We start from the raw sequence: 25385 nt of genomic DNA on the forward strand, positions 1-25385 counted from the left end.
CATCGTGGGCGCGACTCAGAGAGACGCGGGCGTCTCGCCCTGCTCGGCCCGGAGCTCGGCGTCACGGGCGTGGTAACCCTCGGCGATCGCCTGGCCGAAGGCGCGCGCCTTCGCGTCGACCGCGGAGAAGAAGTCCCGCCCCTGCTTGGTCTGGTTGACCTGGTGCGCGACCGCGAATCCGGCCGCGACGCCGACGGTGAACCACAGAATGCTCTTCACGAGGTGCTCCTGCTCCCTGATCGATGTGTCGCCGACGCGGTGCGCTCGGCACGCCAATCACCAGTCTAGTGGCCGTGCCGCGAGCACCTGCCGGGTACGCGACAGGGGCCGCGGGAAACCCCGCGACCCCTGTCTCAACTGCTCTGCGTCAGCGAGCTGCGTAGTACTCGACGACCAGCTGCACGTCACAGGTCACGGGGACCTCGGCGCGCTTCGGGCGACGGACGAGCTTCACCTGGAGCTTGTCGAGCTCGACCTCGAGGTACCCGGGGAGCTTGGGCAGCACGTCGACGTGACCGCCGGCGGCCGCGACCTGGAAGGGCTCGGTGCCCTCGCTGCGTGCCTTGACGTGCACGAGCTGGCCCGGCTTCACGCGGAACGAGGGGCGGTCGACGAGCTGGCCGTCGACGAGGATGTGGCGGTGCACGACGAACTGGCGGGCCTGCGAGATGGTGCGGGCGAAGCCGGCACGCAGCACGATGGCGTCGAGACGCATCTCGAGCAGCTCGACCAGGTTCTCACCGGTCAGGCCGTCGGTGCGACGGGCCTCGTTGAAGGCGATGCGCAGCTGCTTCTCGCGGATGCCGTACTGGGCGCGCAGGCGCTGCTTCTCGCGCAGACGAACGGCGTAGTCGCTGTCCTGCTTGCGCTTGGTGCGGCCGTGCTCACCGGGAGCGTACGGGCGCTTCTCCATGTAGCGGGCGGCCTTCGGGGTGAGGGCGACGCCGAGCGCACGGGAGAGGCGGGTCTTGCTACGTGACTGGTTCGACACGAATGTCCTTTCGGAAGAATCTCAAGTGAAATCGCGGCGCGATCGTGCGCCGGGAATCTGTGTCAGAGGGATTCGCCAAGGGTGGATCGGCTACAGATCGCACCCGTTCGCCGGTGATCCTCTCGCAGCCGCGCTCGAGAATCAGGCTTCAGGCCAACGGAAATGATATCACGGCAGCGCCGCGCGCCCCACCGGGGGCTTCTCAGCCTCGCGGGGCTCAGCGCCCGCCACGCACGATGCGCCGCAGCTTCGCGAGTCGCGCAGACACCTCGCGCTCATTTCCGTGCTCGGTGGGCTCGTAGTACACGGCGCCGCGGAGCGACTCGGGCAGGTACTCCTGCGCCACGACGCCGATCTCGTCGTCGTGGGGGTACTTGTACCCCTTGCCGTGGCCGAGCCGCTTCGCACCCGGGTAGTGCGCGTCGCGCAGGTGCTTCGGCACCCGGCCGGCCTTGCCCTCGCGCACGTCGGCGATCGCCCGGTCGATGCCGACGTAGGCGGCGTTCGACTTCGGGGCGGTGGCCAGGTGCACGACGGCCTGCGCGAGCGGGATCCGCCCCTCAGGCATGCCGATGAGCTGCACGGCGTCGGCGGCGGCCACGGCCACGCCGAGCGCGCTCGGGTCGGCGAGGCCGATGTCTTCGGAGGCGAGCACGATGATGCGGCGCGCGATGAACCGCGGATCCTCGCCGGCTTCGATCATGCGCGCGAGATAGTGCAGCGAGGCATCGACGTCGCTGCCGCGAACCGACTTGATGAACGCGCTGATCACGTCGTAGTGTTCGTCGCCGTTGCGGTCGTAGCGCAGCAGCGCACGGTCGACGGCGCGGGCCACGATATCGGTGGTGATGACGGGCGCAGCGGATGCCGCGGCATCCGTCTCGACATCGGCGGGCGTGCCATCGTCGCCCGTCGACTCGTCGTCGTCGGTCTCGTCGTCGTCGCCGGACTCCGGCACGGCCGGAACCGCCTGCGCCGCGGCCACCGCCGCGGCCTCGAGCGCCGTGAGCGCACGTCGCGCGTCGCCGGAGGCGAGCCGGATGATGGCGGCCCGCGCCTCGGGGTCGAGCGTCACCTTGCCGGCCAGGCCGCGAGGATCGGCGACCGCCCGGTCGACGAGCACCCCCAGGTCGTCGTCGGTGAGGAGCTCGAGCGTGAGCAGGAGCGAGCGCGACAGGAGCGGAGAGATGACGGAGAACGACGGATTCTCGGTGGTCGCTGCCACGAGGATGACCCAGCCGTTCTCGACGCCGGGGAGCAGCGCGTCCTGCTGGGCTTTCGTGAAGCGGTGGATCTCGTCGAGGAAGAGCACGGTCGAGAGGCCGTAGAGGTCGCGGCTCGCCCGCGCCTCCTCCATGACCTGGCGCACGTCGCGCACGCCGGCGGACACGGCCGACAGCTCGACGAACTTGCGGCCCGACGAGCGGGCGATCGCCTGGGCGAGGGTCGTCTTGCCGGTGCCGGGAGGACCCCAGAGGATGACCGAGACCGAGCCCGACTCCCCCGAGCGATCGCCGGCGAGGGCGACGAGCGGGGAACCCGGCGTCAGCAGGTGCCGCTGGCCGGCCACCTCGTCGAGGCTCGTCGGGCGCATGCGCACCGCGAGCGGGGTCGCGCCTGAACGCAGCCCCGGGCCGGAATCCACCATGTGCTCAAGCGTAGCCGCGGCATCCGACACACAGGCTCGGCCCGGAGTCGACCACGCAATCACGCATCGTCGCGGCATCCGACACCCGATCTCGGGCCCTGATCGGTGCGGCGATTGGTCTGCGCACCCGCCCTTGCGTAGAGTCGGCACGCAGGAGTCCCGAGAAGGAGCATGCGTGGCATCGAACGACCGACAGGCGCGTGAAGAACGAGCACGCCTGCGCACTTACCAGGCACGCCAGGAAGTCCACACCCGGAAGCAGCGCCGGCGCACCCGCGACAACGTCATCGCCGTGCTCGGCATGGTCGTCGTGCTCGCCCTCGCGACGGGTGCGCAGATCTTCTACTTCAGCGGTGGACCCGGCGCCGAACCGGCCGCCACGGCGACGCCGACTCCGAGCCCTACGCCGGCGGAGGGCGAGAACCAGGGCGACGTCCCGTCGGCCGACATCGCCGAGGACCGCACCTGGACGGGCACGCTGACCCTCAATGACATCCCCGTCGGCATCGAGCTCGACGGCGCAGCGGCACCGCAGGCCGTCTCGAGCGAGATCAGCCTCATCCAGTCGGGCTTCTACACCGGCACGAGCTGCCACCGCCTCACGACCGAGGGCATCTGGGTGCTGCAGTGCGGCGACCCCAGCGGCGACGGCACGGGCGGTCCCGGCTACAGCTACGGCCCGGTCGAGAACGCCCCGGCCGATGCGCTCTACCCGGCCGGCACGATCGCCATGGCGCGCCTCGACTCGCAGTACAGCCAGGGCAGCCAGTTCTTCATCGTCTACGAGGACACGACGCTGCCCGGCGGCACCGGCGGCTACACGGTCATCGGCAAGGTGACGAGCGGTCTCGACGCACTCCGTGCGGGCGTCATCGACGCCGGTACGAGCGACGCCGACGGCGACGGCGCCCCGGACGGCGACGGCGCCCCGCTGGTGCCGACCACGATCACGGCGTTCACGATCGAGTGACCGCCCGCGCCGCCCTTCGGCGGTGCAATAGGCTTGATGCCGTCAACGTCGCCTGCGGGCGGCATCCGACATACGACAGGGTGAGGCCGTGACCGAATCAGAGCAGCAACCGTGGGGCCGCGTCGACGAGACGGGCACCGTCTTCGTGCGCACGAGCGACGGCGAACGAGAGGTCGGGCAGTACCCCGACGGCTCTGCTGAAGAGGCGCTCGCCTACTTCGAGCGCAAGTACGCCGACCTCGCCGGCCAGGTCGGCCTGCTCGAGCAACGTGTGCGCCGCGGCGCCCCCGCAGCGGATGTCTCGAAGGCCGTCGCCACGCTCCAGTCCTCCGTCTCGAACGCGAACGCCGTCGGCGACCTCGAGTCGCTCGCCCGTCGCCTCGAGGCGCTGTCGGGCACGACCAAGGAGCTGACCGAGCAGCAGCAGGCCGAGACCAAGGCCGCGGTCGCCGAGGCCGTGGCCGAGCGCACCGCGATCGTCGAGGCGGCCGAGGCACTCGCCGCCGGCGACCCCGCGAAGACGCAGTGGAAGCAGGCGACCGCCGAACTCGACGAGCTGTTCGCGCGGTGGCAGCGCCACCAGCAGGACGGACCGCGACTGCCGAAGAACGAGGCCAACGAGCTCTGGAAGCGATTCCGTGCGGCACGCTCGACGATCGAGACGCACCGCAAGGCCTTCTTCGCCGAGCTCGACGCCTCGCATCGCGACGTGCGCTCCCGCAAGCAGGCGCTCATCGAGCGAGCCGAGGCGCTCGCGCCGCGCGGCGCCGACGCGGTCGGCGACTACCGTCACCTGCTCGACGAGTGGAAGCTCGCCGGACGTGCGGGCAAGAAGCTCGACGACTCGCTCTGGGCGAAGTTCAAGGCCGCCGGCGACGTGCTCTTCAGCGCCAAGGCCGAGATCGATGCGCAGGAAGACGAGAGCTACCGCGCCAACCTCGACGAGAAGCTCGCGCTGCTCACCGAGGCCGAGCCGCTGCTCGCCGAGAAGGACCCGAAGCAGGCCCGCGCCGGCCTCAACAAGATCCAGCGCAAGTGGGACGAGATCGGCAAGGTCCCCCGCGACCAGGTGCGCGTCGTCGAAGACCGCCTCCGCAAGGTCGAGAACCACGTGAAGTCGCTCGAGGAGGAGCGCTGGCAGCGCGAGGACCCCGAGAAGAAGGCCCGCTCCGAGGGCATGCTCGGGCAGCTGCACGACGCGATCGACAAGCTCGAGGCCGAGCTCGCAGCGGCCGAGGCCGCGGGCGACGCCAAGGCCGCGACATCCGCTCGCGAAGCGCTCGACGCCCGCCGCGCCTGGCTGAAGGCCGTCGGCGGCTGAACGCTCCGCAGTGGTCGCGGACTCCTCCGCGACCACTGAACGACCCCGAGGTTCTCCACAGATCGCGGCCGTTCGGTTCCTGAGCCGGTGGGATGCCGCAGCATGACCTCATGGCCAGACTCCCGAGCGTGCTCGGCACCGACGACCTCCCGCTCGCCGAACTCTGCGCCGCGCGCATCGACGGCGAGGTCGTGCCGATCGACGACGGCTGGGCTCCGGTCGACGAGCCCGACCTGCCGGGCCTGCGAGCCGCCGCGGTCGCATTGCGCGCGCCGCGCGTCCTCGTGATCGAACGGCTCTCGGCCGCCTGGGTGCACGGGGCGCTTCCCGCTCCCCCGTCGATCGCGCAGTTCTGCGTTCCCCGAACCGCTCGCGTCGCCGTGTTCTCGGCGCCGCGCCTCGTCGTTCGCGAGGTCGTGATCGCCGGGGCCGACATCATCGACTATCCGAGCGCGCGATGCACCTCGCCCGGTCGCACGGGATTCGACCTGCTGCGCGAAGCGGCCGCAACCGACGCTGATCCCGAACCCGTCGTCGTCGAACTCTGCCGCATGCACCCGGGACTCGCGTCGGAGCTTCGCACCCGACTGATCGACGCGGTGCGAATGCCGCACCGGAGTTTGGCTCTCGATCGCCTCGGCCGTGTCGAGAACGAACTCGCGGCTCAGCCGTCGCTGACGCGGTACACGTCGTAGACGGCGTCGATGCGCCGCACCGCGTTGAGCACGCGGTCGAGGTGCGTGGTGTCGCCCATCTCGAAGACGAAGCGGCTGAGCGCGAGCCGGTCGGTCGACGTCGAGACGTTGGCCGAGAGGATGTTGACGTGGTGCTCCGACAGCACCCTCGTGACGTCGGAGAGAAGCCCCGCCCGGTCGAGCGCCTCGATCTGGATCTGCACGAGGAACACGCTCTTCGAGCTCGGCGCCCACTCGACGTCGATCATGCGCTCGGGCTCCTGCATGAGGCTCTGCACGTTGTGACAGCTCGCCTGGTGCACCGAGACGCCGGCGCCGCGCGTCACGAACCCGACGATCTCGTCGCCAGGCACCGGGGTGCAGCAGCGGGCCAGCTTGACGAGGATGTCGGGCGCACCGCGCACGAGCACGCCCGAATCCGAATGCCGCGGCAGCGGCCGGGACCGAACCGGGATCGGCAGGTCGGGTTCGTCGCCCTCGTCGACGTCGCGCACGAGCGCGACGACCTTCTCGAGCACCGACTGCGTCGACACGTGGCCCTCGCCGACAGCGGCGTACAGCGAGGAGACGTCGTCGTAGCGCAGCTGGGCCGCGACCTCGGCGAACGACTCCTGGTTCATGAGCTTCTGCAGCGGCAGGTTCTGCTTGCGCATCGCGCGGGCGATCGCGTCGCGGCCCTGCTCGATCGCCTCGTCGCGTCGCTCCTTGGTGAACCACTGGCGGATCTTGTTGCGCGCACGCGGGCTCTTGACGAAGCCGAGCCAGTCCTTGCTCGGTCCCGAGTCGGGGTTCTTCGAGGTGAACACCTCGACGACGTCGCCGCTCGACAGCTCGCTCTCGAGCGGCACGAGCCGCCCGTTGACCTTCGCGCCCATCGTGCGGTGACCGACCTCGGTGTGCACCGCGTAGGCGAAGTCGACTGGCGTCGCGCCGGCGGGCAGGCCGATCACGCGACCCTTCGGCGTGAAGACGTAGACCTCCTTCGCGCCGATCTCGAACCGCAGCGAATCGAGGAACTCCCCCGGGTCGGCCGTCTCGGCCTGCCAGTCGGAGATGTGGGCGAGCCAGGCCATGTCGGCCTCGTTCTGCCCCGACTTGTCAGCGGCGCGGCCGCCGGCCATGCGCTCCTTGTACTTCCAGTGCGCGGCGACGCCGTACTCGGCGCGCTGGTGCATGTCGTGCGTGCGGATCTGGATCTCGACCGCACGACCCTTGGGCCCGATGACGGTCGTGTGCAGCGACTGGTAGAGGTTGAACTTCGGGGTCGCGATGTAGTCCTTGAAGCGCCCGGGAAGCGGAGTCCACCTGGCGTGGATCGCACCGAGCACGGCGTAGCAGTCGCGCACCGAGTTCACGAGCACCCGGATGCCGACGAGGTCGTAGATCTCGTCGAAGTCGCGACCGCGCACGATCATCTTCTGGTAGATCGAGTAGTACTGCTTGGGGCGCCCGACGACCTTGCCGCGGATTTTCGCGGCCTTCAGGTCGTCGGTGATGAGGTCGATGACATTCTGCACGAACTCTTCGCGCTGCGGGGTGCGCTGCTTGACGAGACTCTCGATCTCGGCGTAGAGCTTCGGGTAGAGCACCGCGAACGAGAGGTCCTCGAGCTCCCACTTGATCGTCTGGATACCGAGACGGTGCGCGAGCGGCGCGTAGATCTCGAGGGTCTCTGTGGCCTTGCGGGCGGCGGATGCCGCCGGCACGAAGCCCCAGGTGCGCGCGTTGTGCAGCCGGTCGGCGAGTTTGATGATCAGCACGCGGATGTCTTTCGACATCGCGACGATCATCTTGCGGACGGTCTCCGCCTGCGTGGAGTCGCCGTACTTGACCTTGTCGAGCTTCGTGACGCCGTCGACGAGCATCGCGATCTCGTCGCCGAAGTCCGCCCGCACCTGATCGAGCGTGTATGCGGTGTCTTCGACGGTGTCGTGGAGCAGCGCCGCAGCGACGGTCTTCGACCCGATGCCGAGGTCGGCGAGGATCTGCGCGACCGCGATCGGGTGGGTGATGTACGGCTCACCGCTCTTGCGCTTCTGCCCCTCGTGGGCGCGCTCCGCGACCGTGTAGGCCCGTTCGATGAGGGAGAGATCGGCCTTCGGATGGTGCATCCGCACCGTGCGCATGAGCGTGTCGACCGCGCCCGACGGCTGCGCCTTCGAGAAGATGCGGGGCACCAGACGGCGCAGCGATGCCGTCGAGTTGACACCCGTCTCCGTCATCGATCACCTCCGGAACTCAATTATCGCCGCTCCGGAGGCTCCGACGTACCACACGGCTCACGCCGGCCGCGAACATCATGCGCTGGGCAGGGCCTCGGCATCCGTCGGAACGGATGCCGCGCGCTCACGCTCCTTCAACACCTTCTGGTCGTGACGGCTGATCGTCGGCTCGCCCTCGCGCAGCTGCGAGTAGAGCGGTGCGGCGACGAACACCGTCGACCAGGTGCCCACGAGGATACCGATCAGCAGCGCGAGCGAGATGTCGCGGAGCGTGTCGGCTCCGAGCACGCCGGCGCCGATGAAGAGGATCGCCGCGACGGGCAGCGCAGCCACGACGCTCGTGTTGATCGAGCGCACGAGAGTCTGGTTCACGGCGAGGTTCACGGATTCGGCGAAGGTGCGCCGAGACTCCTGGCCGTCTTCGGCGGTGTTCTCACGGATCTTGTCGAACACCACGACGGTGTCGTACAGCGAGTAGGCGAGGATCGTGAGGATACCGATGGTCGCCGCCGGGCTGATCTCGAAGCCCACCAAGGCGTAGATGCCCACCGTCACGACGAGGTCGCCGATCAGCGCGAGGATCGCCGCGAGCGACATCTTCCAGGTACGGAAGTACAGCGCCATGATGATGCCCGCGAGCAGGAGGAACGCGACGAGGCCGACGAGGGCCTGCCGAGTGACATCCGCACCCCAGCTGGGTCCGATGAACGAGGAGGTGACCTCCGACTCGGGAACGTCGTAGGCCTCGGCGAGAGCACCGGTCACGTCCTGCGAATCCGCCTGCTCGAGCTGGTCGGTCTGTACGCGCACGCCGGTGCCGCCGACGATCGCGACGCGCACCTCGGCGTCGGGAACCACGGAGTGCACCGCGTCGATCGCGGGCTCAGGCGTGGCGTTCTCGACCTCAGCGATCTGGAACTGGGACCCGCCGCGGAACTCGATGCTGAAGTTGATGCCGGTGAAGAGCGGCACCACGACCGACAGCAGGATCAGGATCCCGGCGATCGTGTACCACTTCTTGCGGCCTCCGACGAAGTTGAAGGAACGCTTTCCGGTGTAGAGGTCGTTGCCGAAGGTCGTGAGACGGTTCGCCATCAGGACTCCTTCCCTTCGTCGGACGAATCGGAGGCGCCCACTGCTGCAGCGGCCTTCCGTTCGGCGATCGTCTGGCGGCGCGCCGCTTCCTTGGCGCTTGCCGCGGTCTTCTTCGCCGGCTGTCCGACAGGCTTGCGGAACTCGGCACGACCGCGGTACACGGCGCCGAGGGCGTTCGGGTCGAGGCCCGACCAGGGGTTGCCGCTGGAGAAGAAGCGGGTCTGCGCGAGCAGCTGCAGCATCGGGTGCGTGAACAGGATGACCACGACGACGTCGATGATCGTGGTGAGTCCGAGTGTGTACGCGAAGCCCTTGACGCTGCCGACCGCGAGCACGAAGAGCACGACGGCTGCGAGCAGGTTGGTGGCCTTCGACGCGAGCACGGTTCGGAACGCGCGCTTCCAACCCGCCTCGACGGAACCGACGAGCGGTCTGCCGTCTCGGAGCTCGTCTCGAACACGTTCGAAGTAGATGATGAACGAGTCGGCGGTGAAGCCGATCGAGACGATGAGGCCGGCGATGCCGGCCAGCGACAGGCGGTACCCCTCACGCCACGACAGGATCGTGATCATCAGGTACGTGATGATGCCGACGATCACGAGCGAGGCGATGGTGACCGACGCGAGCGCGCGGTACTGGAAGATCGTGTAGATCACGACGAGGATCAGACCGATCAGACCCGCGATCAGACCCGACTGCAGCTGCGAGGTGCCGAGCGTGGGCGAGATCGTGTCAGAGGACTGCACCGTGAAGCTGATCGGCAGCGCGCCGAACTTCAGCTGGTCGGCAAGGGCCTTCGACGAGGCCTGGTCGAAGCTGCCGGTGATCTGCGGCTTGCCATCAGTGATCGCGCCGTTCATCGACGGGGCGGTGAGCACCTCACCGTCGAGCACGAACGCGAACTGGTCGCGCGGTGCCTGGCCCTGCAGCCCGAAGAGACGGGTGCTGACCTCGGCGAAGTCCTTGGTGCCCTCGTCGTCGAAGACGATGTTGACGGCCCACTGGCCCGTCGATGCACCGGTCTGCGTCTGCACCATGCCATTGGTGGCATCGGCGATGTTCTCGCCGCTCGCCTCCACTGGGCCAAGGAGGTACTTCACGGTACGGGTCCGGTCGCACGTGACGAGGGGTTCGTCGGCCGGTGCGACATTCGCGGAGTTCTCATCGATCTGCGCGCAGTCGAAGTCGTCGAACTGCTGCTGCAGTGCCGGAGTGATCCACGACGGGTCGCTGCCGTCGGTCGGCACCGCGGTCGGGGTCGACTCGAGTTCTTCTGCGGGCGCCTCGGTCGGCTCGGCGCTCGCGCTGGGGTCGGCGGACGTATCGGTCGCCGCGTCGGCGAGCAGCACCGCGCGGAGCTCGAGCTTCGCCGACTGCTGGATGCGCGCACGGGTCTGGTCGTCGAGTTCACCCGGGATGCGGACGACGACGTTCTGGCCCTCGGTGTTGATCTCGGCTTCCGAGACACCCGAGGCGTCCACGCGCTGGCGGATGATCGAGACCGCCTGGTCGAGCTGCTCCTGCGAGACGCTCGCGCCGGTCTCGACCTTCGGCTCGAGGATGATCTGCGTGCCGCCCTCGAGGTCGAGCGCGAGCTTCGGAGCCCACGACCCACCGCCCCAGATGACGCCGGCGGCATTGATGCCGAACAGCAGTGCGATGATGACACCCAGCCAGATGAGTGATCTCCATGCCTTGCGCACGGGGGTCGGCCGGGATGACCGCTTGGATGGTGCAGCCACGTGTTCCGCTTTCTCTGCAGAGAGCCCGCGCATCAGTGCACGGGCCCAGCCTCGGGATGAGTCTTAGTCGTCCGACTTCTTGGTGTCGGGCTTCTCGTCGGTCGCGTCGCCCGGCGTCGCGTCGGGCGCGGAGTCGAGACGCTCGCCGAACTCGGGCTCGCCCTCGACCGCCGCGGTCTCCTCGACGGCGTCGGCCTTCGGCTCGACGACGCGCGCGACGGTCTGACGGTGCACCGTGAGCACGGTGCCGGGCGAGGTCTCGAGGAGCACCTGGTTCTCTTCTTCGTCGATCGAGAGGATCGTGCCGAAGACGCCGAAGTTGGTCATCACCTTCGCACCAGGCTGCACCTTCGACTGCAGTTCGCGGGCGTCGGCCTGACGCTTGCGCGAGTTGCGGAACATGAAGAAGATCAGCACCGCCAAGACGGCGAGCATGATGATGGTGAACGGATCGAACGTCATGAGAGGAGAAGTACCTTCCGGAGTGCGACGCGCGCACGAAGTCGTCGGTGCTGAGGGGTCAGCTTCAAGGATTATAGGTCATCGATCGGAAGCGCCGCTGCAGAGCCGGACGCTTGATCGACGAGACCGAAGTGGCGCCACGCCGCGGGAGTCGCCATGCGACCCCTCGGCGTTCGGGTGATGAGCCCGATGCGCACGAGGAACGGCTCGACGACGGCCTCGATCGTCTCGGCCTCTTCGCCGACCGAGACGGCCAGCGTGTTGAGGCCCACCGGGCCGCCGCCGAACCGCGTGAGGATCATCTCCATGACCGCACGGTCGAGGCGGTCGAGCCCGAGCGGGTCGACGTCGTAGAGCTCGAGGGCAGCGCGCACCGAGTCGATATCGGCGCGTTCTCCGTGCACGAGGGCGTAGTCGCGGACCCGGCGCAGCAGGCGGTTGGCGATGCGCGGGGTGCCGCGGCAGCGCCCGGCGATCTCGGCGAGTGCCTCGCGGTCGACGTCGAGGCCGAGCATCGTGCCGGCTCGCGCGAGCACCTGCTCGAGCTCCGCCTCATCGTAGAACTCGAGGTGCGCCGTGAAGCCGAATCGGTCGCGCAGCGGGTTCGGCAGGAGGCCGGCCCGCGTGGTCGCCCCGACGAGCGTGAACGGGGACAGGTCGAGCGGTACCGAGGTCGCGCCCGCACCCTTGCCGACCATGATGTCGATGCGGAAGTCCTCCATGGCGAGGTAGAGCATCTCTTCGGCCGAGCGCGCCATGCGGTGGATCTCGTCGATGAAGAGCACCTCGCCGGGCACGAGCGAGCTCAGGATGGCCGCGAGGTCACCCGCGTGCTGGATGGCGGGACCGCTCGACATGCGCAGCGGCCGCCCGCCCTCGTGGGCGACGATCATCGCGAGCGTCGTCTTGCCGAGGCCGGGAGGCCCCGCGAGCAGGATGTGGTCGGGCGTGCGCTGCTGCAACGTCGCCGCGGTGAGCAGCAGCTGCAGCTGCCCGCGCACCCGGGTCTGGCCGACGAACTCGCCGAGGCTCTTCGGCCGCAGTGCGCCTTCGAACGCGAGCTCCGCCTCTGAGGCGAGCACCGGGTCGGTGAGGTCGAGGTCGTCGCTCATCGCGCGCGGCCCGCCTGCTGCGCCGGGCCCAGACGAGCGAGGGTGAGCCGCAGCAGCGTCGGCACCGAGGCGGCCTCGATGTCGGATGCCGCGGCGATCGTCTCGTCGACGGCGTCGGCGGCGACCCGCTCCGACCAGCCGAGCCCGGTGAGGGCCGCGAGCACGCTGTCGGCAGCGCCGCCCGCCACGACCGGCGCGTTCGGCGCGGACACGGCGGGCGCGACGAGCTTGCCCGCGAGCGAGACGGTGATGAGCTTCGCGGTCTTCGGGCCGATGCCGCTCACCTTGCGGAAGACGGCATCGTCGTCGCGCTGCACCGCCTCGGCGATCTGGCCGGGCGACAGCACCGACAGCACGCCGAGCGCCGACTTCGGGCCGACGCCCGTGACGCCGATGAGGAGGTCGAAGACGTCGAGTTCGTCACGGGTGGCGAAGCCGAACAGGGTCAGCGAGTCTTCGCGCACGACGAGCGTGGTGTGCACGGATGCCTCGTGGCCCTCGCGCATCGAGAGGGCCAACGCCGGGGTCGTGTTGACGTGGAACCCCACCCCGCCGACCTCGATGACGACCGAACCACCGGCTGCTGCGAGCACACGGCCACGAAGAGAGGAGATCACCGCTTCAGCCTACGGGCCGCCCCCGACACGGAGGCGGAGCGCTCCGCGGCGAGCCATGCCCGCTGTGCCGGTGTGAGCGCCGAGTCGGCGGCCGAACCGTCGGCCTCGTCACGGACGGCGGCGCCCGCGACGCCCCCGGTGCGCCAGGCGTGGCAGATCGCGAGGGCGAGGGCGTCCGCGGCATCCGCGGGCTTCGGCACCTCGTCGAGGCCGAGGATGCGGGCCACCATCGCACCGACCTGCTTCTTGTCGGCGCGACCGTACCCGGTGATCGCGGCCTTGACCTCGCTCGGCGTGTGCAGCGCGACGGGCAGCGCCCGGCGCGCGGCGATCAGCATGGCCACACCGGAGATCTGGGCGGTGCCCATGATCGTCGAGACGTCGCTGCGCGCGAAGACGCGCTCGAGTGCGACGGCCTGCGGCCGGTGCTCCTCGATGATCGCCTCGAGCCCCTCGGCGATGCGCACGAGACGGCGCGGGGTGTCGAGCTCGGCGGGCGATCGCAGCACCACGACGTCGACGAGGCGCGCCGTGCGGTTCGGCTCGACATCGACGACGCCCACGCCGCAGCGCGTGAGGCCTGGGTCGATGCCGAGCACTCGCACGGCGATCGGCTAGTCCGCTTCGAGCTCGGCCTGCACCTCGGGGGTGAGGTCGAAGTTGCTGTAGATGTTCTGCACGTCGTCGCTGTCTTCGAGGGCGTCGATGAGGCGGAACACCTTGCGCGCGGTGTCGGCGTCGATCTCGACCTTGAGCGACGGCACGAACGCGGCATCCGCCGAGTCGTAGTCGATGCCGGCCTCCTGCAGTGCGGTGCGCGCGGCGACCATGTCGGATGCCTCGGTGATGACCTCGAAGGTCTCACCCTCGTCGGTGACCTCTTCCGCGCCGGCGTCGAGCACCGCGCCGAGCACGTCGTCTTCGCTGAGACCGTCGGCCTTGGCGACGACGATGACTCCCTTGCGTGCGAAGTTGTACGCGACGCTGCCCGGGTCGGCCATGGTGCCGCCGTTGCGGGTCATGAGCGTGCGCACCTCGGCGGCCGCTCGGTTCTTGTTGTCGGTGAGGCACTCGATGAGGAGCGCGACGCCGTTGGGGCCGTAGCCCTCGTACATGATCGTCGTGTAGTCGATCGACTCACCGGTCAGGCCGGCGCCGCGCTTGATGGCGCGGTCGATGTTGTCGTTCGGGACGGAGGTCTTCTTCGCCTTCTGCACGGCGTCGACCAGGGTCGGGTTGCCGGAGAGGTCGGCGCCGCCCATCTTCGCGGCGACCTCGATGTTCTTGATGAGCTTCGCGAACGACTTCGCACGGCGCGAATCGATGATCGCCTTCTTGTGCTTGGTCGTCGCCCACTTGGAATGCCCGGACATGCGTCTCCTGAATCGAATCCTCGCGCGGCCGGGTCACGGCTCGCGCGCCACCATTCTAAGTCAGCGACGCTCGCCGCCGAGCCGTTCAGGCGAGCAGCTTGTGCAGCGTGCGCAGATTGCGGTTCGTCGTCGCCGGCTTGTAACGGGGCTTGCCGAGCAGCTTGGCGAACGGCGTCTCGAGGGTCGTGCCCGTGACTGGGTTCCAATAGAGCACCCCGTCGCCGCGCGAAATCGGGTCTGCGGCGGGGTCGGGCTCCCCCGCCGCCGCCACGAGCTCGTCGAGCGCCTTCTCGTCTGAAGCGAACACCACGTACGGCTGGCGCGACATATCGGATGCGTCGAACGGGAACGCCTCGACGACCCGCTCGAGCTGTTCGCGAGTGACCAGCACGATCCACGCCTCGTAGTCGAAGCGATCGCGCAGCGCCTGCTCGATGCGGGACTTCAGGGCGTCGGATGCCTCGCCCTCGGCCCCGTCGAAGGCGACGTTGCCGCTCGCGAGCACCGTGCGCACGTGCTCGAAGCCGAGCCGGTCGAACACTTCGCGCAACTCGACGGACTTGATCGTGATGCCGCCGACATTGACGCCGCGCAGGAGCGCGATCCACTTGGTCATGGGCCGAGACTACGCTGGCTCAGTCGAGTGGGATGCGTTCGGGTCTCGTCCAGCCCGTCCAGCCTCGCTCCTCCAGGAGAGCAATGAGCCGCTTCGCCAGCGGCGCCGAAGCCACCATCGTGCTATCCAGGAGTTCGACGAAGCGGTCCTCGAACCCATCTTGACGCGGGACCCCGGTGCCGATGGCGCGCTGGTTGATCCGGTCCAGGATGTCGGCAACCTCGACCACCCGCGGATCGTCGACCGACCACTCGATCGCACCACTGAGCAGACCGTAGAGCCGCACCATGTCGGGGTCGTCCAAGGCGGCGTGCTTGAGGACCATCATGGAGTCGATCTGATCGGGAACTTGGGCGGCGACCATGATCCAAGCATCCCGCTCGAGTTCGAGGTAGCGCTGGTCGACGCCGAGGTCGCGCAGCCGGTCGAGGTAGCCGATCACGCTCGGAGGAAGGGCGATCTGCTCTCCGCCCGCGAGCCTGGCGAGCCGTTCACGGGTCCGCTGCAGCCCTCGGATCTCCGAGCGCAGCCGATGGTCGATCTGCCGCACGCCATCGGTGAACTCCTCTGGACCAGCCTCCAGCAGGTCATCCACCTTCGCCAACGGCACGCCGGCGCTCGCCAGGACGTGGATCCGGATCAGCCGGACCACGGCAGCAGCGTCGTATCGCCGGTAGCCCGAGCCGTCGCGCGCCGGCTCCGGCAGCAGCCCGATCCGGTGATAGTGCCGAACCGTCGCCACCGTGATGCCGGCGTACGCGGCGAGCTGGCTGATAGTCAGCTTGTCGCTCACCCTGTCCTCCTCCGGGTTGCTCATTCGGCGCCCTTGAGCGCATCGCTCATGGCGATCTTGGCGAGTTTGCGCCCGGACAGCCACTTGGTGATCTCGTACACCACGAAGATCACCACGAAGCTGATCAGAACATGCCACGGATTCACCGTGATCGGAATCAGCATGTTGAGCGTCTCGGCAACGAGCCCGAAGAGCAGATTCGCGAAGGCGAGCATCGCGGGCAATCCGAGCAGGATTCCGACGACCACCGCCGGCGTCGCGCTGTTCAAGATCAATCTGGCGAGTTCCCGCCGGCGATAGCCCAGCACCTTGAACAGTGCAACCGTCCCATGGTTCTCTTCGACGATCAAGGACGTGACGAGGAACAAGATCACGACCGCGATCAGCACAGCAAGGGCAGACACAGATCCCATGATCAGCGACGTGGGTGCGCCGATCTGCTCGAACGCGCCGGGATCGCGGGTATCGAGCACACCGGCAAGTTTCGACTCGTCGAAATCCATCTCTTGGCTCGCCAGCACCGTACGGTAACTCCCCGCCGGCTGGCCGGTCAGCCGGTTGAACTCCTCCAGAGGCATGGTGACGAACTGCTCGCCATAGGCCTGAATGATCCCGTCGATCCGCAGGGTGTAGGACGCGCCGTCGAGCTTGCTGACGAATCGGAGGGTGTCGCCCACAGCGAGCTGCAGCCGGGTGGCCAACGGCTCGGTGATGTTGACCTGGTTCCGCGGCAGCGGAGAGCCACGCGTGTCGTTCAGCTTCATGCCGACCGAGTCCGGCAACATGCCCGTCAGGTAGAACCCGACCGCCTCGCGTCCTTCGGGATGCACCCGAATCGTGTTGTACGGCTCCGCGCCGGCCGGGACCGGCGAGTCCTTCAGGTCTTGCACCTCGGTGAAGTTGTACTCGATCTGATAGTTGTACCTGGTCAGTGCGCCGCGCTCGGTGACGATGTCCATCGAGTGGCTATACGTCAGCCCGAAGAGCATGACCATCGATGCGGCGGCCACGCCCAGCACCAAGAACAGCAGGCGCGGGATGCTCCGCACCTGCTCGCGGATCCGGAAGGCGGTGGCGAACCGGAAGCGGTCCAGCCGGAGAGCACGCTCCAGCGCCGTCACCTTTCCGGTCTTCTCGCCGCCCTTCATCAGATCAGCGGCGCGCTTGCCGAGGATTCGGCGGATCGACAGTGCGCTGGCCGTCCCGATCAACACGACGGGCGCGAGCAGCGAGATCGCAAGATTGTGCGGCGCGAAAAGCAGCCCGGCGTCCGGCAGGTTGTACGCGGCGAGCATGGTGCCGACCACCGGCGCGATGCAAGGCAGCGCCAGAGCGTGCCGGCCAGGCTGCCCGCCAGGGTGACCAGCACCGGCACGGCCAGATAGTGCCGAGTCAACTCGGCCCGACGGTAGCCGAGTGCGTACAGGCTGCCGGCGATGATGCTGTCGGCCTTGACTGTACGGGTGATCATCACGCCCACGATCACGCAGCCGAGGACGAAGAAGGCGATCGCGACCGGGAAGCTCATCGACTGCATGCTCGAGATGTTCCCCCAGGGCATGCTGATGCGTTGATTGTGCTCGGCTTCGATCCACTCCGTGACGCGGTAGCCATCATCGCCGAGCAGATTCCGTAGCGCGGCCGTCTGGGCCTCGATCCGATCGCGGTCATGAAAGCGCACGCTGTATGTCGTGCTCGCCGCCTCGGTGGCCGACGGAAGCGCCTCGATGTCGGCCTGCGCGGCGACGCCGATGCCGAACCCCGCGGTCGGCAAGACGTCGTAGAGCCCTTTCAGCGGATACACGTAGTTCGGCACGGCCACGGTGCCGACGACGGTGAAGGTTCTGCCGTCGAGGGTGAGGACATCGCCGACCTTCAGCCCCTGGGTCTGCAGGAAATGCGGATCGACGAGCACGTCCCCGGGATTGGCGAGGGCCTGACCTGAAGTCACCTGGGCGAGGTTGAGCTCTGCGCCGGGGCTCAGCAGGCGAAGCTCCCCCTTGGGCAGCCGGACGTCGTGTCGCAGCGAGGCCTCAATCGTCGCGCTGGACTCACGCTCCCAGTCGGCGATGTCGAGCGGCTTGTCGGTGGTGAAGGTGAGGTCCTCCTGCTGGTTCCGGTCGGCGAACCCGACCACCATGCGCTCCATGCTGCCGGCCACCCCGGTGGCCGCCGTGAAGTAGAAGCTGCCCAGCAGGACCAGGATCGCGATGCCGACGTAGCGGCCCATGTGCTCGCGCAGCATCCGCCAGATGCGGCGGTTGAGGGCGCTCACCACTGGATCCGCTCGGCGGGCACGGGCTGATCATGGTGCGTGGCTTCCTCGACCTGGCCGTCGCGCATCCGGTAGACGGAGTGGGCCATGTCGGCGATGGCGGCGTTGTGGGTGATCATCAGGATGGTCGTTCCGAACTCGGCATTCACCCGCTGGAGCAGGGCGAGCACACCGCGCGAGGTCTCCAGATCGAGCGCACCAGTCGGCTCGTCGCAGAGCAGCAGCCGTGGGCTCTTCACGATCGCCCGAGCGATCGCGACGCGCTGCTGCTCACCGCCCGACAGCTCGAGGGGGAATCGGTTCTTCTTGTCGGCGAGCCCGACGGCGGAGAGCACATCGTCGATCTTCAGCGGCTTCTCGCTGATGTTGGACACCACCTCGATGTTCTCTCCCGCGGTGAGGTTCGGCACCAGGTTGTAGAACTGGAAGATGAAGCCGACACTCGCGCGGCGATACTCGAGCAGTTGGTCGTCGGTGAGATCGGAGATCCGCTCGCCGTCCACCTCGACCGTGCCGCCGTCGGCCCGGTCGATCCCGCCGATGATGTTCATCAGCGTCGATTTCCCGGAGCCGGACGGACCGAGGATGACGCCGATCCGCTGACGTGCGAGTTCGAGGCCGGTGCCTCGAAGCACAGGCGTGACGATGCCTGTGCCATAGCTCTTCTGGAGACCTGATACTGCCAAGAACATGCCGCTGTCCCTCTCGTGTGAAACGTGTACGAGATCAGGGTGCAGGGTTGATGCAGCATCAAGGTCAAGCCCGAGTGGTGATGACCTCTGGAAATAGACCGTGCAGCGCGGTCAGCGCGGCCGCATGTTCACGCACATCGCCGTGCACGGCAACGATTCCGACGGTTGGGCAGGATGGGACGACCCCCTTGAACCCCGCCCGAGCTCCCCGGACGGACGAGCGCTCACCACCGCTTCAGACGCGGGTGCGGACCTTCGCGAGGAAGTACTCGTGGAAGCGGTGCTCTCCCGTGATCTCGGGATGGAAGCTCGTACCGAGGAGGTTCCCCTGCTCGACGGCCACCACTCGCCCGTCTGCGAGCGTCGCGAGCGGCGTCGCAGCAGCGCCGACGGACTCGACGACCGGTCCGCGGATGAACACCGCGTGCACGGGCACCTCGCCGAGCGCGGGGATGTCGAGATCGGTCTCGAACGACTGGTTCTGCGAGCCGAAGGCGTTGCGGCGCACGACGACGTCGAGCCCGCCGAGCGACTCCTGGCCGTCGATCGCGTCGAGCACGGTGTCGGCGAGCATGATGAGCCCGGCGCACGTGCCGTAGACGGGCAGTCCGGCGGCGATCGCGGCCTTCAACGGTGCCTGCAGCCCGAAGGTGCGCGCGAGCTTGTCCATGACGCTCGACTCGCCGCCCGGGATCACGAGGCCGTCGATCGCGTCGAGCTCCTCGGGGCGACGCACGAGCGACACCTCGGCGCCGAGCGTCGCGAGCACGTGCGCGTGCTCGCGGAAGTCGCCCTGGAGGGCGAGCACCCCGACGCGGGGGCCGGCCGAAGCCGACGCCACCGCGTCGAGGGATCCGCTTCTGAGGTTCGTCGTCACCAGCCGCGCTCGGCGAGACGGTGCGGGGCCGCCAGGTCGGCGACGTTGATGCCGACCATGGCCTCGCCGAGGCCGCGCGAGACCTGCGCGACGACCGAGGGGTCGTCGTAGAACGTGGTCGCCTTGACGACCGCGGCAGCACGCGCCTCGGGGTTGCCCGACTTGAAGATGCCCGAGCCCACGAACACGCCGTCGGCGCCGAGCTGCATCATCATCGCGGCATCCGCGGGGGTGGCCACGCCGCCGGCGACGAAGAGCACGACCGGGAGCTTGCCGGTCTCGGCGACCTCGAGCACGAGCTCGTAGGGCGCCTGCAGCTCCTTCGCGGCGACGTAGAGCTCGTCGCGCGTCATCGACTTCAGCTGGTTGATCTCGGAGGAGATCTTGCGGATGTGCTTGGTCGCCTCGGAGACGTCGCCGGTGCCGGCCTCGCCCTTCGAGCGGATCATCGCGGCACCCTCGTTGATGCGACGGAGCGCCTCACCGAGGTTCGTGGCACCGCAGACGAAGGGGGTGTTGAACGCCCACTTGTCGATGTGGTTCACGTAGTCGGCGGGCGAGAGCACCTCGGACTCGTCGATGTAGTCGACGTCGAGGGCCTGCAGCACCTGCGCCTCGACGAAGTGTCCGATGCGCGCCTTCGCCATGACGGGGATGGACACCTCGGCGATGATCGCGTCGATGAGGTCTGGGTCGCTCATGCGGGCGACGCCGCCCTGGGAGCGGATGTCGGCGGGCACGCGCTCGAGGGCCATGACGGCGACAGCGCCGGCATCCTCGGCGATGCGCGCCTGCTCGGGGGTGACGACGTCCATGATGACGCCGCCCTTCAGCATCTCGGCGAGGCCGCGCTTCACGCGGCTCGAACCCGTTTCGGATACGGTCACAGGGGGATCCTCTCGGACGTGCGCGACACGTTGTCGCGCATCAGAACAGACGAACAGAACTATTGTCCTAGGCCAAAAGATACCATGGTCGCAGACACGAAGAAGGGGCGGTGCGTCATCATCGACATCGAGGGTCGCTCAGCGGCAGAGATCGCCGACAGCCTGCGCACGCTCATCGAGCGCGGCGCCCTCCGCCCCGGCGATGCACTCCCCCCGGTGCGGACGCTCGCCGAACATCTCGGCGTCAACCGGAACACTGCGGTCTCCGCCTACCGGCAGCTCATGAACGCCGGCGTCGTCATCACGCTGGGCCGCGGCGGCACGAGGGTCGCCGGCGCCTCCACCGTCGCCCAGGAGGGCTTCGCCGCCGACACGGCCCTCCGCGACATCGGCACCGGAAATCCCGATCCCGCACGCATCCCCGACCCCTCGCTCGCACTGGCGAGCATCGCCCGACGCCCCGTGCTGTACGGCGAGCCCGTCATCGATCCCGGCCTGGCGCGCTGGGCGCACGAGTGGATGAGCGCCGATCTGCCGGCGGAGACGCCCATCCGCATCACGGTCACGAGCGGTGCCGCCGATGCGGTGGAGCGTCTGCTCGCCCAGGCGCTCACCCGCGACGACGCCGTCGCCCTCGAAGACCCGTGCTTCCTCACGAGCATCCACACCGTCCGCGTCGCGGGCTACCGGCCCGTCCCGGTGCCGATCGACGACGAGGGCATGACCGTCGCCGGGCTCCGGGCGGCGCTCGAGCAGGGCGTCCGCGCCGTCATCTGCACGCCGCGCGCGCAGAACCCCACCGGGGCCAGCCTCACCGAACGGCGCGCGGCCGAGCTGCGCGAGGTGCTCAGGGAGCATCCGTACGTGCTCGTCATCGAAGACGACCACTACTCGCTGCTCTCCCAGCTGCCGTACCACTCGCTCATCGGCGCCGAGCATCGGCGCTGGGCGCTCGTGCGCTCGGTGTCGAAGTTCCTCGGGCCCGACATGTGCCTCGCAGTCACCGCCTCCGACCCCGAGACCGCCGACCGGCTCGCGATGCGACTGACCCCGGGCACCACCTGGGTGAGCCACCTGCTGCAGCGGCTCGTGCACGCACTCGCGACCGATCCCGACGTCGAGGCTGGCATCCGCGCCGCCGGCGCGCACTACGCGGCGCGCAACGCCGTCTTCGCAGAATTCCTCACCGCCGAGGGCATCACGACACGACCCGGTGACGGCCTGAACGTCTGGGTGCCGCTCGGCGCGCCGGCACGCGCCGTGTCCGAACAGCTCATGCGGCGTGGATGGCTCGCACGACCCGGCGATGAGTTCGCCCTCGGCGACCACTCCCCCTCCGAGCACCTGCGCCTCACCGTGCACGACCTCGCCGATGCCGACTTGCAGAAGCTGGCGGCCGACCTCGGCGCCTCGATCCGCGCGGTTCGGCGATAGCGCCGACACCGCGGACGGAGCACCGGCGCGGGAGATGCGATGATCGAGCGGTGAAGATTCTCTCGATCCAGTCCGCGGTCGCCTACGGTCACGTCGGCAACTCCGCCGCCGTCTTCCCCCTTCAGCGCATCGGCGTCGAGGTGCTGCCGGTCTACACCGTCAACTTCTCGAACCACACCGGCTACGGCGCCTGGCGCGGACCGATGATCAGCCCCGACGATGTACGCGAGGTCATCACCGGCATCGAGGAGCGCGGCGCATTCCCGCAGATCGACGTGGTGCTCTCGGGCTACCAGGGCGGCGAGGGCATCGCCGACGTCATCCTCGACGCGGTCGCCCGGGTCAAGGCAACCAACCCCGACGCGGTCTACGCCTGCGACCCGGTCATGGGCAATGCGAAGTCCGGATGCTTCGTGGCCCCGGCGATCCCGATCCTGCTGCGCGACCGCGTGGTGCCCGCGGCCGACATCATCACGCCCAACCAGTTCGAGCTGGGCTTCCTCACGGAGACCGAGCCCGACACGCTTGAGTCCACGCTGGCCTCGGTCGATCTCGTGCGCGCCACCGGTCCGCGCACGGTGCTCGTGACGAGCGTCGAGCGCCCCGACCGCGAGGAGGGCACGATCGAGATGCTCGCCGTCGACGACGCGGGCGCCTGGATCGTGCAGACCCCGAAGCTGCCCATGAAGGCGAACGGTTCGGGTGACGTCACGGCGGCGCTGTTCACCGCGCACTACCGTCGCACCGGCGATGCCGCCGATGCCCTCGCACGCACCACCTCGAGCGTCTTCGACCTGCTCTCGCTCACCCAGGAGTCGGGCGAGCGGGAGCTGCAGCTCGTCGAGGCACAGGAGTCCTACGCCCACCCGCGCATGCAGTTCACCGTGCGCCAGGTGCGCTGACGACGACCCGGTCGAGTCCGCCTCAGCGAATCACGCTGATGCGGGCCACGCCTCGGCGATCTCCTGACGCACCTCGCCGAGCAGGCGCGGCAGCGCCTTCGTGCCCGCGATGATCGGGAAGAAGTTCGAGTCGAGCGCCCAGCGCGGCACGATGTGCTGGTGCAGGTGCTCGGCGATGCCGGCGCCCGCGATGCGGCCCTGGTTCATGCCGATGTTGAACCCGTCGCACTTCGACACCTGCTTCACCACCCGCATCGCGATCTGCGTGAGCTCGCCGATCTCGGCGATCTCCTCGGGCGTCGCCTCGTCGTACGTCGCGACGTGGCGGTACGGGCAGACGAGCAGGTGCCCGCTGTTGTACGGGTAGAGGTTCAGCAGCACGTAGGCGTGCGTGCCACGCGCGACGATGAGCGACTGCTCGTCGCTCATCTCGGGGGCGCGGCAGAACGGGCAGGTGTGCTCGTCGGGCTGCTGGCCGTGCTGGATGTACACCAGCCGATGCGGCGTCCAGAGGCGCTGGAACGCGTCGGGTACGCCGGCGAGGTCGGCCGCGGCATCCGTCGGCACGCCGTCGAACTCTTCGGGCTGGTACGCGCTCATGCGAACAGGTCGTCGCGCGTGACGACCTGGCGACGCTCCTCGATAACCTGCTTGATGCGCTCGACCGCCTCGGCGATCGCGACGCCGTTCTCCTGGGTGCCGTCGCGGAAGCGGAAGCTCACGGTCTCACCCGAGCGGTCGTTGTCGCCGGCGATGAGCTGGATCGGCACCTTCTGGGTGGTGTGCGTGCGGATCTTCTTCTGCATGCGGTCGTCGCTCACGTCGAGCTCGGCGCGAACGCCGCCGCCCTTCAGCTGCTCGATGATCGCGCCGAGGTAGGGCGCGAAGTCGTCGGCGACGGGGATGCCCACGACCTGAACGGGAGCGAGCCACACGGGGAACGCGCCGGCGTAGTGCTCGATCAGCACGCCGAAGAACCGCTCGATCGAGCCGAACTTCGCCGAGTGGATCATCACCGGCTGCTGGTGCGTGCCGTCGGCTGCGGTGTACTCGAGGCCGAAGCCCTCGGGCTGGTTGAAGTCGTACTGGATCGTCGACATCTGCCAGGTGCGGCCGATGGCGTCACGCGCCTGCACGGAGATCTTCGGGCCGTAGAACGCGGCGCCGCCCGGGTCGGGCACGAGCTGCAGACCGGATCGCTCGGCGACGTCGCGCAGCACGTTGGTGGCGACCTCCCACTGCTCGTCGCTGCCCTTGAACTTGTCGGAGTTCGCATCGCGCGTCGACAGCTCGAGATAGAAGTCGTCGAGGCCGAAGTCGCGGAGGAGGCCGAGCACGAAGTCGAGGAGGTGCTGGATCTCGCCGGGCGCCTGCTCGGGGGTCACGTAGCTGTGTGAGTCGTCCTGAGTGAGGCCGCGCACGCGGGTGAGCCCGTGCACGACGCCCGACTTCTCGTAGCGGTACACGGTGCCGAACTCGAAGAACCGCAGCGGCAGCTCGCGGTACGAGCGCCCGCGCGAGCGGTAGATGAGGTTCTGCATCGGGCAGTTCATCGCCTTGAGGTAGTACTCGCTGTTCTCGAGCTCCATCGGCGGGAACATCGTGTCCTTGTAGTACGGCAGGTGGCCGCTCAGCTCGAAGACATGACCCTTCGTGATGTGCGGGGTCGAGACGTACTGGAAGCCCTCTTCGATGTGGCGACGGCGGACGTAGTCCTCCATCTCGCGCTTGACGACACCGCCCTTGGGGTGGAAGACCGGCAGACCCGAGCCGATCTCCTCGGGGAACGAGAACAGGTCGAGCTCGGTGCCGAGCTTGCGGTGGTCGCGACGCGCGGCCTCCTCGAGGCGGTGCTGGTAGGCGCGCAGCTCGTCTTTCGTCGGCCATGCGGTGCCGTAGATGCGCTGGAGCTGGGGGTTCTTCTCCGAGCCGCGCCAGTAGGCGGCGGCGACGCGCATGAGCGACCAGCCGTTGCCGATCATGCGGGTGCTCGGCACGTGCGGGCCGCGGCAGAGGTCCTTCCAGACGGTCTCGCCGGTCTTCGGGTCGACGTTGTCGTAGATCGTGAGCTCGCCGGCCCCGACCTCGACGTTCTCGTTGTCGCCGCCGGCCGCTGCAGAGCCCTTGAGGCCGATCAGTTCGAGCTTGTACGGCTCGTTCGCGAGTTCGGCACGCGCCTCGTCGTCGGTGACGACCCGGCGCATGAAGCGCTGGCCGGCACGGATGATTCGTGACATCTCCTTGTCGAGCGCCTTGAGGTCTTCGGGGGTGAACGGCTCGACGATATCGAAGTCGTAGTAGAAGCCGTCGGTGACGGGCGGGCCGATGCCGAGCTTCGCCTCGGGGTTCACCGTCTGCACCGCCTGCGCGAGCACGTGCGCAGCCGAGTGGCGGAGGATGTTCAGGCCGTCGGGCGAGTCCATCGTGACGGGTTCGACCACGTCGGCGTCGGTGACCGTCGTGGCGAGGTCCTTGAGCTCGCCGTTGACGCGCATTGCGACAACGGATCGGTCGGTGAAGAGCTCGAAGCCGTCGGCCACCTGAATCCACTCCTTGAATCGGTCTACAGAACCCTTCAACTGTAGTCGCCGCGACCGAAGCCGATCAGCACCTCGGTGCTGTCCCGGAGCCGCGTCGCACCCGCCGGTTCTAGAGTTTTAC

At 68.5% G+C, this 25385-nt stretch carries 25 protein-coding genes; 5 read left to right on the forward strand and 20 right to left on the reverse strand.

Annotated features, from left to right (window positions below; all coding sequences use genetic code 11):
• Positions 1–15: 15 nt before the first annotated feature.
• The 3 genes from ASE14_RS03575 to ASE14_RS03585 form a co-directional block, all read right to left on the reverse strand.
• The gene (locus ASE14_RS03575) at positions 16–219 is read right to left on the reverse strand and encodes a hypothetical protein (protein WP_056650759.1); all 204 of its coding nucleotides are present in this window, start codon (positions 217–219) and stop codon (positions 16–18) included.
• Positions 220–367: 148 nt separating this feature from the next.
• Positions 368–991 (reverse strand): 30S ribosomal protein S4, encoded by a 624-nt coding sequence (gene rpsD, locus ASE14_RS03580; RefSeq protein WP_056650762.1) that lies wholly within the window; start codon positions 989–991, stop codon positions 368–370.
• Positions 992–1208: 217 nt separating this feature from the next.
• Positions 1209–2639, reverse strand: coding sequence for a replication-associated recombination protein A (locus ASE14_RS03585; protein WP_082600028.1), 1431 nt, complete (start codon positions 2637–2639; stop codon positions 1209–1211).
• A gap of 175 nt (positions 2640–2814) precedes the next feature.
• On the opposite strand from ASE14_RS03585, the gene ASE14_RS03590 reads away from it, so the two are divergent.
• The 3 genes from ASE14_RS03590 (at position 2815) to ASE14_RS03600 (ending at position 5625) form a co-directional block, all read left to right on the forward strand.
• Positions 2815–3609: a peptidylprolyl isomerase gene (locus tag ASE14_RS03590; protein WP_056650766.1), complete on the forward strand. Its 795-nt coding sequence runs from the start codon at positions 2815–2817 to the stop codon at positions 3607–3609.
• 88 nt (positions 3610–3697) lie between these two features.
• Positions 3698–4930 (forward strand): DUF349 domain-containing protein, encoded by a 1233-nt coding sequence (locus ASE14_RS03595; RefSeq protein ID WP_056650768.1) that lies wholly within the window; start codon positions 3698–3700, stop codon positions 4928–4930.
• Positions 4931–5040: 110 nt separating this feature from the next.
• Positions 5041–5625 carry a hypothetical protein gene (locus ASE14_RS03600; RefSeq protein WP_157372760.1) on the forward strand — a complete coding sequence of 195 codons (585 nt, stop codon included), beginning with the start codon at positions 5041–5043 and terminating at the stop codon, positions 5623–5625.
• On the opposite strand, the gene ASE14_RS03605 is transcribed toward ASE14_RS03600, so the two are convergent.
• The 15 genes from ASE14_RS03605 to pdxS form a co-directional block, all read right to left on the reverse strand.
• The gene (locus ASE14_RS03605; protein ID WP_056650775.1) at positions 5595–7847 is read right to left on the reverse strand and encodes a bifunctional (p)ppGpp synthetase/guanosine-3',5'-bis(diphosphate) 3'-pyrophosphohydrolase; all 2253 of its coding nucleotides are present in this window, start codon (positions 7845–7847) and stop codon (positions 5595–5597) included. The genes ASE14_RS03600 and ASE14_RS03605 overlap by 31 nt on opposite strands.
• Positions 7848–7922: 75 nt before the next feature.
• Positions 7923–8942: a protein translocase subunit SecF gene (secF, locus tag ASE14_RS03610; RefSeq protein WP_056650777.1), complete on the reverse strand. Its 1020-nt coding sequence runs from the start codon at positions 8940–8942 to the stop codon at positions 7923–7925.
• Positions 8942–10684: a protein translocase subunit SecD gene (gene secD / locus ASE14_RS03615; protein WP_235511072.1), complete on the reverse strand. Its 1743-nt coding sequence runs from the start codon at positions 10682–10684 to the stop codon at positions 8942–8944. The genes secF and secD overlap by 1 nt, the downstream gene beginning before the upstream one ends.
• A gap of 63 nt (positions 10685–10747) precedes the next feature.
• Positions 10748–11146 carry a preprotein translocase subunit YajC gene (yajC, locus tag ASE14_RS03620; RefSeq protein WP_056650783.1) on the reverse strand — a complete coding sequence of 133 codons (399 nt, stop codon included), beginning with the start codon at positions 11144–11146 and terminating at the stop codon, positions 10748–10750.
• A 71-nt stretch (positions 11147–11217) separates the two neighbouring features.
• Positions 11218–12258 (reverse strand): Holliday junction branch migration DNA helicase RuvB, encoded by a 1041-nt coding sequence (ruvB, locus tag ASE14_RS03625; protein WP_056650786.1) that lies wholly within the window; start codon positions 12256–12258, stop codon positions 11218–11220.
• Positions 12255–12875 carry a Holliday junction branch migration protein RuvA gene (gene ruvA, locus ASE14_RS03630; RefSeq protein ID WP_056650789.1) on the reverse strand — a complete coding sequence of 207 codons (621 nt, stop codon included), beginning with the start codon at positions 12873–12875 and terminating at the stop codon, positions 12255–12257. The genes ruvB and ruvA overlap by 4 nt, the downstream gene beginning before the upstream one ends.
• Positions 12872–13480 carry a crossover junction endodeoxyribonuclease RuvC gene (gene ruvC, locus ASE14_RS03635; RefSeq protein ID WP_200953254.1) on the reverse strand — a complete coding sequence of 203 codons (609 nt, stop codon included), beginning with the start codon at positions 13478–13480 and terminating at the stop codon, positions 12872–12874. The genes ruvA and ruvC overlap by 4 nt, the downstream gene beginning before the upstream one ends.
• A gap of 9 nt (positions 13481–13489) precedes the next feature.
• Positions 13490–14248: a YebC/PmpR family DNA-binding transcriptional regulator gene (locus ASE14_RS03640; RefSeq protein ID WP_056650794.1), complete on the reverse strand. Its 759-nt coding sequence runs from the start codon at positions 14246–14248 to the stop codon at positions 13490–13492.
• An 85-nt stretch (positions 14249–14333) separates the two neighbouring features.
• Complete coding sequence (locus ASE14_RS03645; protein ID WP_056650796.1) at positions 14334–14864, reverse strand: DUF1697 domain-containing protein; 531 nt, start codon at positions 14862–14864, stop codon at positions 14334–14336.
• 19 nt (positions 14865–14883) lie between these two features.
• Positions 14884–15657, reverse strand: a complete 774-nt coding sequence (locus ASE14_RS03650; RefSeq protein WP_235511074.1) for a MerR family transcriptional regulator — start codon at positions 15655–15657, stop codon at positions 14884–14886.
• 20 nt (positions 15658–15677) lie between these two features.
• Positions 15678–16964 (reverse strand): ABC transporter permease, encoded by a 1287-nt coding sequence (locus tag ASE14_RS03655; protein WP_056650802.1) that lies wholly within the window; start codon positions 16962–16964, stop codon positions 15678–15680.
• Positions 16865–17932: a hypothetical protein gene (locus ASE14_RS03660; RefSeq protein ID WP_157372762.1), complete on the reverse strand. Its 1068-nt coding sequence runs from the start codon at positions 17930–17932 to the stop codon at positions 16865–16867. Before ASE14_RS03660 ends, ASE14_RS03655 begins: the two co-directional genes overlap by 100 nt.
• Positions 17929–18624: an ABC transporter ATP-binding protein gene (locus tag ASE14_RS03665; RefSeq protein WP_056650808.1), complete on the reverse strand. Its 696-nt coding sequence runs from the start codon at positions 18622–18624 to the stop codon at positions 17929–17931. The genes ASE14_RS03660 and ASE14_RS03665 overlap by 4 nt, the downstream gene beginning before the upstream one ends.
• Before the next feature lie 235 nt (positions 18625–18859).
• Positions 18860–19465, reverse strand: a complete 606-nt coding sequence (gene pdxT / locus ASE14_RS03670; RefSeq protein WP_157372815.1) for a pyridoxal 5'-phosphate synthase glutaminase subunit PdxT — start codon at positions 19463–19465, stop codon at positions 18860–18862.
• A gap of 32 nt (positions 19466–19497) precedes the next feature.
• Positions 19498–20388, reverse strand: a complete 891-nt coding sequence (gene pdxS, locus ASE14_RS03675; protein WP_056650814.1) for a pyridoxal 5'-phosphate synthase lyase subunit PdxS — start codon at positions 20386–20388, stop codon at positions 19498–19500.
• Positions 20389–20472: 84 nt separating this feature from the next.
• Between pdxS and ASE14_RS03680 the strand changes: the two genes are divergently transcribed.
• The gene (locus ASE14_RS03680; RefSeq protein WP_056650817.1) at positions 20473–21822 is read left to right on the forward strand and encodes an aminotransferase class I/II-fold pyridoxal phosphate-dependent enzyme; all 1350 of its coding nucleotides are present in this window, start codon (positions 20473–20475) and stop codon (positions 21820–21822) included.
• 50 nt (positions 21823–21872) lie between these two features.
• Positions 21873–22724: a pyridoxal kinase PdxY gene (gene pdxY / locus ASE14_RS03685; RefSeq protein WP_056650820.1), complete on the forward strand. Its 852-nt coding sequence runs from the start codon at positions 21873–21875 to the stop codon at positions 22722–22724.
• Between the two features lie 30 nt (positions 22725–22754).
• Here pdxY and ASE14_RS03690 read toward each other — a convergent pair whose 3' ends face one another.
• Both ASE14_RS03690 and thrS read right to left on the reverse strand, forming a co-directional pair.
• Positions 22755–23324 (reverse strand): HIT domain-containing protein, encoded by a 570-nt coding sequence (locus tag ASE14_RS03690; protein ID WP_056650823.1) that lies wholly within the window; start codon positions 23322–23324, stop codon positions 22755–22757.
• The gene (gene thrS / locus ASE14_RS03695) at positions 23321–25219 is read right to left on the reverse strand and encodes a threonine--tRNA ligase (RefSeq protein ID WP_235511103.1); all 1899 of its coding nucleotides are present in this window, start codon (positions 25217–25219) and stop codon (positions 23321–23323) included. The genes ASE14_RS03690 and thrS overlap by 4 nt, the downstream gene beginning before the upstream one ends.
• Positions 25220–25385: the final 166 nt, after the last annotated feature.

The organism is Agromyces sp. Root81 (genome assembly GCF_001429165.1).
Taxonomy (GTDB): domain Bacteria; phylum Actinomycetota; class Actinomycetes; order Actinomycetales; family Microbacteriaceae; genus Agromyces.

Excerpts from the sequence above, each read along its gene's own strand:
- ASE14_RS03665 (WP_056650808.1), bottom strand. The coding sequence starts at position 18,624 with ATGTTCTTGGCAGTATCAGGTCTCCAGAAGAGCTATGGCACAGGCATC.
- ASE14_RS03690 (WP_056650823.1), bottom strand. The coding sequence starts at position 23,324 with ATGAGCGCGTACCAGCCCGAAGAGTTCGACGGCGTGCCGACGGATGCC.
- secF (WP_056650777.1), bottom strand. The coding sequence starts at position 8,942 with ATGGCGAACCGTCTCACGACCTTCGGCAACGACCTCTACACCGGAAAG.
- ASE14_RS03585 (WP_082600028.1), bottom strand. The coding sequence starts at position 2,639 with ATGGTGGATTCCGGCCCGGGGCTGCGTTCAGGCGCGACCCCGCTCGCG.
- ruvB (WP_056650786.1), bottom strand. The coding sequence starts at position 12,258 with ATGAGCGACGACCTCGACCTCACCGACCCGGTGCTCGCCTCAGAGGCG.
- yajC (WP_056650783.1), bottom strand. The coding sequence starts at position 11,146 with ATGACGTTCGATCCGTTCACCATCATCATGCTCGCCGTCTTGGCGGTG.
- ASE14_RS03600 (WP_157372760.1), top strand. The coding sequence starts at position 5,041 with ATGGCCAGACTCCCGAGCGTGCTCGGCACCGACGACCTCCCGCTCGCC.
- thrS (WP_235511103.1), bottom strand. The coding sequence starts at position 25,219 with ATGCGCGTCAACGGCGAGCTCAAGGACCTCGCCACGACGGTCACCGAC.
- ASE14_RS03645 (WP_056650796.1), bottom strand. The coding sequence starts at position 14,864 with ATGACCAAGTGGATCGCGCTCCTGCGCGGCGTCAATGTCGGCGGCATC.
- ASE14_RS03640 (WP_056650794.1), bottom strand. The coding sequence starts at position 14,248 with ATGTCCGGGCATTCCAAGTGGGCGACGACCAAGCACAAGAAGGCGATC.
- ASE14_RS03680 (WP_056650817.1), top strand. The coding sequence starts at position 20,473 with ATGGTCGCAGACACGAAGAAGGGGCGGTGCGTCATCATCGACATCGAG.
- ASE14_RS03605 (WP_056650775.1), bottom strand. The coding sequence starts at position 7,847 with ATGACGGAGACGGGTGTCAACTCGACGGCATCGCTGCGCCGTCTGGTG.